The organism is Flavobacterium microcysteis, assembly GCF_006385255.1.
Classification (GTDB): Bacteria; Bacteroidota; Bacteroidia; order Flavobacteriales; family Flavobacteriaceae; genus Flavobacterium; species Flavobacterium microcysteis.
Genome location: NZ_VFJE01000036.1, coordinates 1 through 952, shown reverse-complemented (window position 1 = coordinate 952; position 952 = coordinate 1). Strand labels below are relative to the sequence as shown.

Below are 952 nucleotides of genomic sequence, written 5' to 3'. Positions count from 1 at the left end.
TGATCGTGAACCGCACGCCGCAGCCGGTGTCGCCAGACCCTATCGAGATCTGCGACGACGCTACCGCTGACGGTTTCGCCACCTTCCCTGACATCAGCGTAAGGGAGGCGGACATGCTCCTGAGCCTTGACCCGCTCGACACCTATACTTTCGAATACTATGCGCTTGAGGCCGATGCCAAGGCGGCAGTCCCTACGGCTGCGCCGCTTCCGGTCCTCAACTACAATAACACCACGGCCTACACCCAGACGATCTGGGTAAGGGTATCCACGCCTAAGGGCTGCTTCAAGGCGGTTCCTATCGTGCTGAAGGTTAACCCTAACCCTGTAGTGGCAGTGCCGCTTCCGGAATACACGCTGTGCGACGACCCTAGCGGCGACGGCTACGAGGTGTTCGACCTTGCCGCCCACAGGCAGCTGGTGACCACGGTACCGGGCATGGAAGTGAAATACTACCTTGACAGTGCGGCCCTTGCGGCCGGCACGGAGCTTCCGCTGGCCTACCCGAACGGCGTGCAGACGGTACAGACCATCATTGTAGGGGTGACCAATACGGCCACGGGATGCTTCTCGCAGACCACGCTTACGTTGAGAGTACAGCAGCGTCCGCTGGTTACCATTCCTGCGGTAATCCCTACGGCCTGCGACCCTGACGGCAACGGCACGGAGCAGTTCGACCTTGACGCCCTTAAGGCGGAGATCACGGGAGGAGCGCCTTATGACGTGAGCTTCCACGAGACGATGCCGAATGCGGAAAACAACGTGTTCCCATATACCAGCCCATACAGCAACCTTGCTTCCGGCACGATCTGGATCCGGGTTACTGACAGGACCACGCAATGCTACTCTGTTGCGCCGCTGCAGCTGATCGTGAACCCGGTTCCGGTAGTTCCCGCAGCGATCGACGACCTTGTGGTATGCGACACGAATGCCGACGGCATGATGAGGGTAGA

1 pseudogene is annotated in these 952 nt (G+C 59.9%); it reads left to right on the top strand.

What is annotated here, in order from left to right:
- A pseudogene (locus FJA49_RS18350) lies at window positions 1-952 on the top strand (hypothetical protein); the annotation flags it as partial.